The organism is Nocardia ninae NBRC 108245 (assembly GCF_007990755.1).
In the GTDB taxonomy this organism is placed as follows: domain Bacteria; phylum Actinomycetota; class Actinomycetes; order Mycobacteriales; family Mycobacteriaceae; genus Nocardia; species Nocardia ninae.
On record NZ_BJXA01000154.1, the window covers coordinates 1 to 6,933 of the forward strand.

Genomic DNA, 6,933 nt, shown 5'->3' on the forward strand with positions numbered 1-6,933 from the left:
GCCGAGAACCGCCCGGTGGTCGACCGGATCATCGAGGCCGCCGACGCCGCCCGCGCGCGTTCGCTCGCCCTCGCCGATGCCGACGCCGCCGCGTTCACCGCCGTCGGTGCCGCCTACAAGCTGCCGAAGACCACGCCGGAGGAAGAGGCCGCCCGCACCGCGGCCATCAACGCGGCGCTGATCGAGGCCGCCCGCGTGCCCGCGACCGTGGTCGACGAGGCGGACGAGGTGCTGTCACTGGCCACCGAGCTGTTCCCGATCGGCAACCCCAACGTGGTCACCGACATCGGTGCCGCGGCCGACGCGTGCCGCGCGGCAGTCGCGAGTTCTCAGCTCAATATCGAGATCAACGTCGCCTCGCTGCCCGCCGCGGACGGCGATCGGTTCGCCGCCGTATTGCTGCGCATCGAAGAAATCGTCGCCCGCGCCGACGGTCTGCACGCCGACGTGGTGCACGCGGTTCGCGGCTGACAACGCGTTTCCGTACCGCACGGCCGGGTATGTCGGCGAAGACAGCCGACAGAGCCGAGGAGGTAGCCGTGCAGATCGGATACAAGCTGGCCGCGGAGGCATTCGGGCCGAAAGAGCTGATGCGCCAAGCGGTTCGGGCGGAGTCCGCGGGATTCGACTTCGTCGAGATGAGTGATCACTACCATCCCTGGCTCGACGTCCAGGGGCATTCACCGTTCGCGTGGACGGTGCTGGGCGCGATCGCCGCGCAGACCGAACGGATCGGGTTGGCGACCGGGGTGACCTGCCCGACCGTCCGCTACCACCCGGCGATCATCGCGCAGGCCGCGGCGACGCTGGCGCTGGTGTCCGATGGCCGGTTCACCCTCGGCGTCGGTTCCGGTGAGCGGTTGAACGAGCACGTCGTCGCGCGGGAATTCCCCGACGCGCGCAAGCGGCAGGAGATGCTGCGGGAAGCGCTGGAGATCATCCGCTTGCTGTGGCGGGGCGGCTATCAGTCCTACGACGGCCGCTATCTGTCCTTGTCGGACGCGCGAGTCTTCGATTTGCCCGACGAGCTGCCGGTGATCGCCGTCGCCGCCAGTGGTCCGCCCTCCGCGCGCATCGCCGCCGAACTCGGCGACGGACTGTTCGCCACCGAGCCCAAATCCGAGATCATCGAGCGCTACCAGGAAGCAGGCGGCAAGGGACCGCGGTACGCGGAGGTTCCGATGGCCTGGGCGCCCGACGAGCAGACCGCCGCCAAGGCCGTGCTCGAAACGTCGCGCTGGGCATTGACCGGCTGGAAGGTGATGAGCGAACTGCCCAACCCGGTCAACTTCGACGCCGCCTCCAAGACCGTGCGCATCGATGACGTGCTCGAGCAGTTCGCCTGCGGGCCTGATCCGGCCCGTTATGTCGAGGTGGCCCAGCAGTTCGTCGACGCAGGCTTCGACCACCTGGTTATGCAGAACGCCGGCCCGGACCCCGACGGTTTCATCGACTTCTTCCAGCAGGAGCTCGAACCCCGCTTGCGCGAGCTCACCCCTCGCTGAGCTCGATTTCTACCGGGCACGTAGCCCTTTGACAGCCGCACCCCACGGCTCCGGGGTGCGGCTGATCTGCACGAACGGTCGTGCGATGGGTGTTTCGTCTGGTTTGTTCAGAGGTGGCGGGGGTAGGCAGCATAGAGAAGGCAATGGTGGTCGGTTACGACTACAGAACAGGTCTTGGTGACTGAAAACCTGCCTACCCACACCATCTCGAAGGGGTGGAGCCATGAGGCACGCAATACAACATCTTTTCTTAGCGATCTTGGTCGTTGTGCTGGGCGCGTTCGCGTCCGGACCCGCGACGGCAACGCTGGCCGGGACACCGCACACCAATTCGGTGGAATCCATCGGACCGTCGAACGGCGAAGTGGTGGGTGTCGCACACCCGGTGACCATTCGATTCGGCGAGGCAGTCGCCGACCGCGCCGCCGCAGAGCGCGCGGTCGACATCAGGGCGACGCAGCCGCTGAACGGCACATTCGCGTGGACCAGCGATCGGGAAGCGGTATGGACGCCCACCGGGTTCCTGCCCGCCAACTCCCGCATCACTGTCGGCGTGGGTAACACCCGCACCGAATTCAATACCAACGCAGGCGTTTTCGGTGACGGCAACATGTCGGATCACACGTTCACGCTGACCGTCGGCGGCATCCCGCGGACGATGCCCGCGTCGTACGGCAAGCCGGGCTTCCAGACCCCGTCCGGCACTTTCCCCGTACTGGAAAAGGATGAGGCCGTCGTGTTCGATTCCCGGACCATCGGCATCCCGCTGAGCTCGCCCGAGGGCTATGTCATCAATGGCGAGTGGGCCGTACGTCTTACCTGGGGTGGCGTCTACATCCACTCCGCCCCGTGGTCGGTCGGCGATCAGGGCAACGCGAACGTCAGCCACGGCTGCATCAACCTGGCCCCCGAGAACGCCGAATGGGTGTTCCACACCATCAGCCCCGGTGACCCGGTAACCCTGCACTGGTAAACACGCCTCGCACCCGCCACCCGGCGCACCGCCCCCGCAAGATACCGTCGGCGATGCGCCGGTCACGAGTGTGAGGACACCACCAATGCCCAATTTCCGCATCCAAACCCCCTGCGACGCAGAGGAAGCCGAGTTCCATCGCCTGTGGGGACCGTGGGCGCTGGTCACCCCGACAGCCGTCGCTTCGATTCTGAGCGGGTTCACCGCGCCATGGTGGGTTTGCGGCGGCTGGGCCATCGATGCGTTCACCGATTCCTCACGCGTACATAGCGATATCGACGTCGCGATGTTCCGGGCCGATCTACCCGCCCTACGCAAGGCCCTCGACGGACACCTGCACATCTGGTCCGCCGGGCCGGACGGAATCCGCCCACTGGACGAGCGCTTCCCCGAAATGCCGGACAACGCAGAGCAAGTGTGGCTCCGCCAGGACGCCACGTCGCCCTGGGTGCTCGACGTACTCCTCACCCCCGATCGAGACGGTGCCTGGGTCAACAAACGCGACGACTCGTGGGTCGCCCCGCTCGACCAGGCCACCTGGGTCGACGCAGCGGGCATCCGCTACCTGAACCCCGAACTGGTCCTCATCTTCAAGGTGAAACACGCCCGCCCCAAGGATCGGACAGATCTGGAACGCACCTGGCCGAAGCTGAACGACGCTCAGCGCACCACGCTCAGGACCTACGTGGACCGTCAGCACCCAACCCACGCATGGCTGCCGCTCATGACATGATCTGATGACTGGGACACATAGTCTCACTCAACGGACCTCGCAGGAGTTGACAGATGACGATCGCACCACGCTCGGATATCGAATTCCAGTCGGACGGCAGCACGGTTCGGGGGTGGCTGTATCGGCCGGCGACCGCGAGTGGCGCGGTTCCCGTGGTGGTCATGGCGCATGGGCTCGGTGCCGTCAAGGAGATGCGGCTCGATGCCTTCGCCGAGCGGTTCGCGGCTGCCGGATTCGCCGTGGTGGTGTTCGACTACCGGCATTTCGGCGCGAGTGACGGGGAACCCCGGCAGCTGTTGAGCATTCGCCGGCAGCTGGCCGATTGGTCGGCGGCGATCGATTGCGCGGCGGCCCTCGACGGTATCGATCCGGCTCGAATCGCTTTGTTCGGAACATCTTTCAGCGGCGGGCACGTGTTGCGCGTTGCGGCACAAGACAAGCGCGTCGCCGCCGTGGTCTCGCAGTGCCCGTTCACCGATGGTCTCGCCTCGGCGCCCACCGTCGGATTCCGACCACTGCTCGCCATCGCCGCGCGCGCAGGCTTGGATCTTGCCGCCGCGGCATTGCGCAGGCCGCCGGTCACCGTGCCGCTCACCGGCGAACCGGGCCGGACCGCGTTCATGAACGCACCGGACGCGGCTCCCGGCTACACCGGCCTGGTGCCGCCGAACTTCACTCACCCCAACGCCGCCGCAGCCCGGCTCGGGCTGACCCTGCCCCTGTATCGCCCCGGCCGCAGCCTGCGCAAAATCGAGGTTCCGGTGTTCCTGGGCGTCTGCCTGAACGACACCGTCGCCCCCGCCCGCCGAACCCTGCGCTACGCGGCAGCCGCCGGACCCAATGTCGAAGTGCACGAGTACTCGGCAGGCCACTTCGACATCTACGTCTCCCCCGACTTCGACAAGGTGGTCGCCGACGAGACCACCTTCTTGGTCGAGCACCTGCGCCCGAGCTGAAGGCGGACCGACTGGGCTGCCGCGCTCGACGCGGCGGCCAGCGCGATTCCGCTAAGCCACAGGGCTCAATGCGTCGTCGCGGGAGGCCAACGCCGCATAACGGCCATCGAGCTCCATCAACTCGTCATGCGATCCACGTTCGATCACGCGCCCATGGTCGAGCACGACGATCTGATCGGCATCGCGAATGGTGGACAACCGGTGCGCGATGGTGATGGTGGTGCGGTCGACCGACAGCGCGTCGATGGCCTGCTGAACTTCCAGCTCGGTGCGGGTATCGAGCGCACTGGTGGCCTCGTCCAGCACCAGGATCGGCGGGTTGCGCAGCACGGCGCGGGCGACGGCGAGTCGCTGCTTCTCTCCACCGGAGAACCGGTAACCGCGCTCGCCGACCAGGGTGTCGTACCCGTCGGGCAGGCTCATGATGTGCTCGTGGATCTGCGCGGCACGCGCCGCCTGGTGTAGTTCCTGTTCTGTCGCATCGGGTTTGGCGAAGCGCAGATTGTCCGCGACCGTCGCATGCAACAGGTACGTCTCCTGGGACACCACACCGACCGCGGCGGCGAGATCAGCGAAGGACAAGTCCCGCACGTCTTTCCCGTCGATCGTGATCCGCCCAGAACTCACGTCGTATAGCCGGGCCACGAGGTAACCGAGAGTGGTCTTCCCGGAGCCGGTTTCGCCGACAATGGCCAAACTCGACCCGGCCGGAACGGTGATGTCGATGTCGCTCAGCACATCCCGGCTCTCCGCGCCATACGAGAACCCGACCTGCTCGAACCGCACCGCCCCGCTGACCTTCCCGAGCGCGACAGGCCGAACAGGCTCCTCGATATCGGGTTTCAGATCCAGATACTCGAAGATCCTGCCGAACAACGCCATCGAGCTCTGCACCTCGACCCCGGTCGACAGCAACTGCACCATCGGCCGCAGCAACGTGGTCTGCAACGTGGTGAATGCGACCAGCGTGCCGATCGACACCAGCGGCTTCCCGGTGGTGACAGCCAGCCCCGCCGCCCAGTAGATCACCGCGGGCATCGCCGACATGACGATCGTGATGGTCGACTGCCGCCACCGCCCGGCCATGCTCGCGCGAATCTCCAGATCGACCAGCCCGCGCGATTCCCGCGCGAAACTGTCGACCAGCGCGGGCGAGCGGCCCATCGTGCGCCCGAGCAGGATGCCGCTCACCGACAGCGACTCCTCCACGATCGCCGACATCCCCGCCATCTTTTCCTGGCGCTGACCGGTGATCTTGCGGCGTTCACTGCCGACCCGCCTGCTGATCCAGACGAAGAACGGCAGCATGACCAGCGACACCATGGTGAGCCGCCAGTCGAGCACGATCATCGCGATCACCGCCGCGACCACCGTGGTGAAGTTCGAGACCAGTGACGTCGCGGTGGAGGTGACGGTCGACTGCATGCCGCCGATGTCGTTGGCGATGCGCGACTGCACCTCCCCGGTGCGGGTTTTGGTGAAGAAGGACAACGGCATTCGCTGCAACTGCGCGTACACCGCGGACCGCAGGTCGTGCATGACGTCCTGGCCGACGGTGGTCGAAATATAGGTCTGCAACACACCGAACACACTGGTCAGCGCGGCGACCGCGACCATTCCTGCGGCGAGCAGGGTGAGCAGTCCGGTGCGCCCGTGCGGCAGCGCGTCGTCGAGCACCGCGCGCAGCATGAACGGCGAGGCGAGCGCGACGACCGAGGAGAGACAAACGAGGGCGGCCACGAGGGCCAGCCGGGCCCGGTAGGGCCGGAACAGCCGGACGATCCGGCGAAGCTGATGCGGGGGCTGCAAAGGCGCCTCCTTCCGAGGAACTACGTGATGAAACTGAGCATGACTCATAATTGTTCCCGAAACAATGAGTTATGCTCAGAATCATGGAGTCCGCCGACACCGACCTGCCCGAACTGTTCCTGCGCGCGGCCAAACGCATCCGCCGCAACCAGGTGGGCAAGCTCGCCCCGCTCGGCCTCACCCCTGCTCAGGCCCGCGCCCTGCGCATCATCGGGCACCAGCGGGAACCGTTGCGGATGACCGACCTGGCCGACCGCCTCGGCATCGTGCCCCGCTCGGCCACCACCGTCGTCGACGCCCTCGCCGCCGCCGACCTGGTCACCCGCGCCCCGGACCCGGGCAATCGCCGCGCCACCCTGGTCACCCTGACGCCCGCCGGCCAGGCCACCCTCGCGAGGATGGCCGACGCCCGCCGCGAGGCCGCCGAGGAACTCTTCGCCACCCTCACCCCCGACCAGCGCGAAACCCTGCGAGACCTGCTGGCCACCCTCGATTCCGCCACCTGCTAGCCAATCCCACCCGGATACCACCCGGCCGTACCCCTTGGGCAGCAAACGGGCAGTATTCTGCCCGGAGCGACGGCGAAGTCGGCTGGACATACGCGTCTATACGTTGCTGCATTTCGGGAACGGTGCGGATAACCTGGCGATATGACCTGACGAAGGCGGGGCGATGGATCGACCGGAGATGGGCTCACAGCCCGGATACGACTATGGGCGGGGGCCGCAAATGATGAAACCTGGTGTGCCGGAACAACGGTACGCACCGGATGACCGGTACCAAGGTACTTACTCCGACTGGGTGGACCGGCAGCCCGCGCCGGAACCGGAGCCGGATTACGAACCCGATTATTTCGAAGACGAGTTCAGTGGGCTGATCGATCGGTCCAAGCGGAATCGTTCGCCGCGCCGCTGGGCGGTGCCGCTGCTCGGCGTGCTCGGTGTCGCCGCCCTGGCC

8 protein-coding genes are annotated in these 6,933 nt (G+C 66.7%); 7 read left to right on the top strand and 1 reads right to left on the bottom strand.

What is annotated here, in order from left to right; genetic code table 11:
* The 5 genes from NN4_RS44015 to NN4_RS44035 all read left to right on the top strand — a co-directional run.
* A partial coding sequence (locus tag NN4_RS44015) for a cyclodeaminase/cyclohydrolase family protein (RefSeq protein WP_147144298.1) occupies positions 1–471 on the top strand: 471 nt, incomplete at its 5' end.
* A 68-nt stretch (positions 472–539) separates the two neighbouring features.
* Positions 540–1,505 carry a TIGR03557 family F420-dependent LLM class oxidoreductase gene (locus NN4_RS44020; RefSeq protein WP_147144300.1) on the top strand — a complete coding sequence of 322 codons (966 nt, stop codon included), beginning with the start codon at positions 540–542 and terminating at the stop codon, positions 1,503–1,505.
* Positions 1,506–1,728: 223 nt separating this feature from the next.
* Positions 1,729–2,478, top strand: coding sequence for a L,D-transpeptidase (locus tag NN4_RS44025; RefSeq protein ID WP_147144303.1), 750 nt, complete (start codon positions 1,729–1,731; stop codon positions 2,476–2,478).
* Positions 2,479–2,563: 85 nt separating this feature from the next.
* Positions 2,564–3,211, top strand: a complete 648-nt coding sequence (locus NN4_RS44030) for a nucleotidyltransferase domain-containing protein (RefSeq protein WP_147144306.1) — start codon at positions 2,564–2,566, stop codon at positions 3,209–3,211.
* Between the two features lie 59 nt (positions 3,212–3,270).
* Positions 3,271–4,167, top strand: coding sequence for an alpha/beta hydrolase (locus NN4_RS44035; RefSeq protein ID WP_371865859.1), 897 nt, complete (start codon positions 3,271–3,273; stop codon positions 4,165–4,167).
* Positions 4,168–4,218: 51 nt separating this feature from the next.
* On the opposite strand, the gene NN4_RS44040 is transcribed toward NN4_RS44035, so the two are convergent.
* Positions 4,219–6,024: an ABC transporter ATP-binding protein gene (locus tag NN4_RS44040; RefSeq protein ID WP_147144312.1), complete on the bottom strand. Its 1,806-nt coding sequence runs from the start codon at positions 6,022–6,024 to the stop codon at positions 4,219–4,221.
* 35 nt (positions 6,025–6,059) lie between these two features.
* Between NN4_RS44040 and NN4_RS44045 the strand changes: the two genes are divergently transcribed.
* Together NN4_RS44045 and NN4_RS44050 are read left to right on the top strand one after the other, a co-directional pair.
* Complete coding sequence (locus NN4_RS44045; RefSeq protein ID WP_246181440.1) at positions 6,060–6,485, top strand: MarR family winged helix-turn-helix transcriptional regulator; 426 nt, start codon at positions 6,060–6,062, stop codon at positions 6,483–6,485.
* Between the two features lie 163 nt (positions 6,486–6,648).
* A partial coding sequence (locus NN4_RS44050) for a hypothetical protein (protein WP_147144317.1) occupies positions 6,649–6,933 on the top strand: 285 nt, incomplete at its 3' end.

Excerpts from the sequence above, each read along its gene's own strand:
- NN4_RS44025 (WP_147144303.1), top strand. The coding sequence starts at position 1,729 with ATGAGGCACGCAATACAACATCTTTTCTTAGCGATCTTGGTCGTTGTG.
- NN4_RS44030 (WP_147144306.1), top strand. The coding sequence starts at position 2,564 with ATGCCCAATTTCCGCATCCAAACCCCCTGCGACGCAGAGGAAGCCGAG.
- NN4_RS44040 (WP_147144312.1), bottom strand. The coding sequence starts at position 6,024 with ATGAGTCATGCTCAGTTTCATCACGTAGTTCCTCGGAAGGAGGCGCCT.
- NN4_RS44045 (WP_246181440.1), top strand. The coding sequence starts at position 6,060 with ATGGAGTCCGCCGACACCGACCTGCCCGAACTGTTCCTGCGCGCGGCC.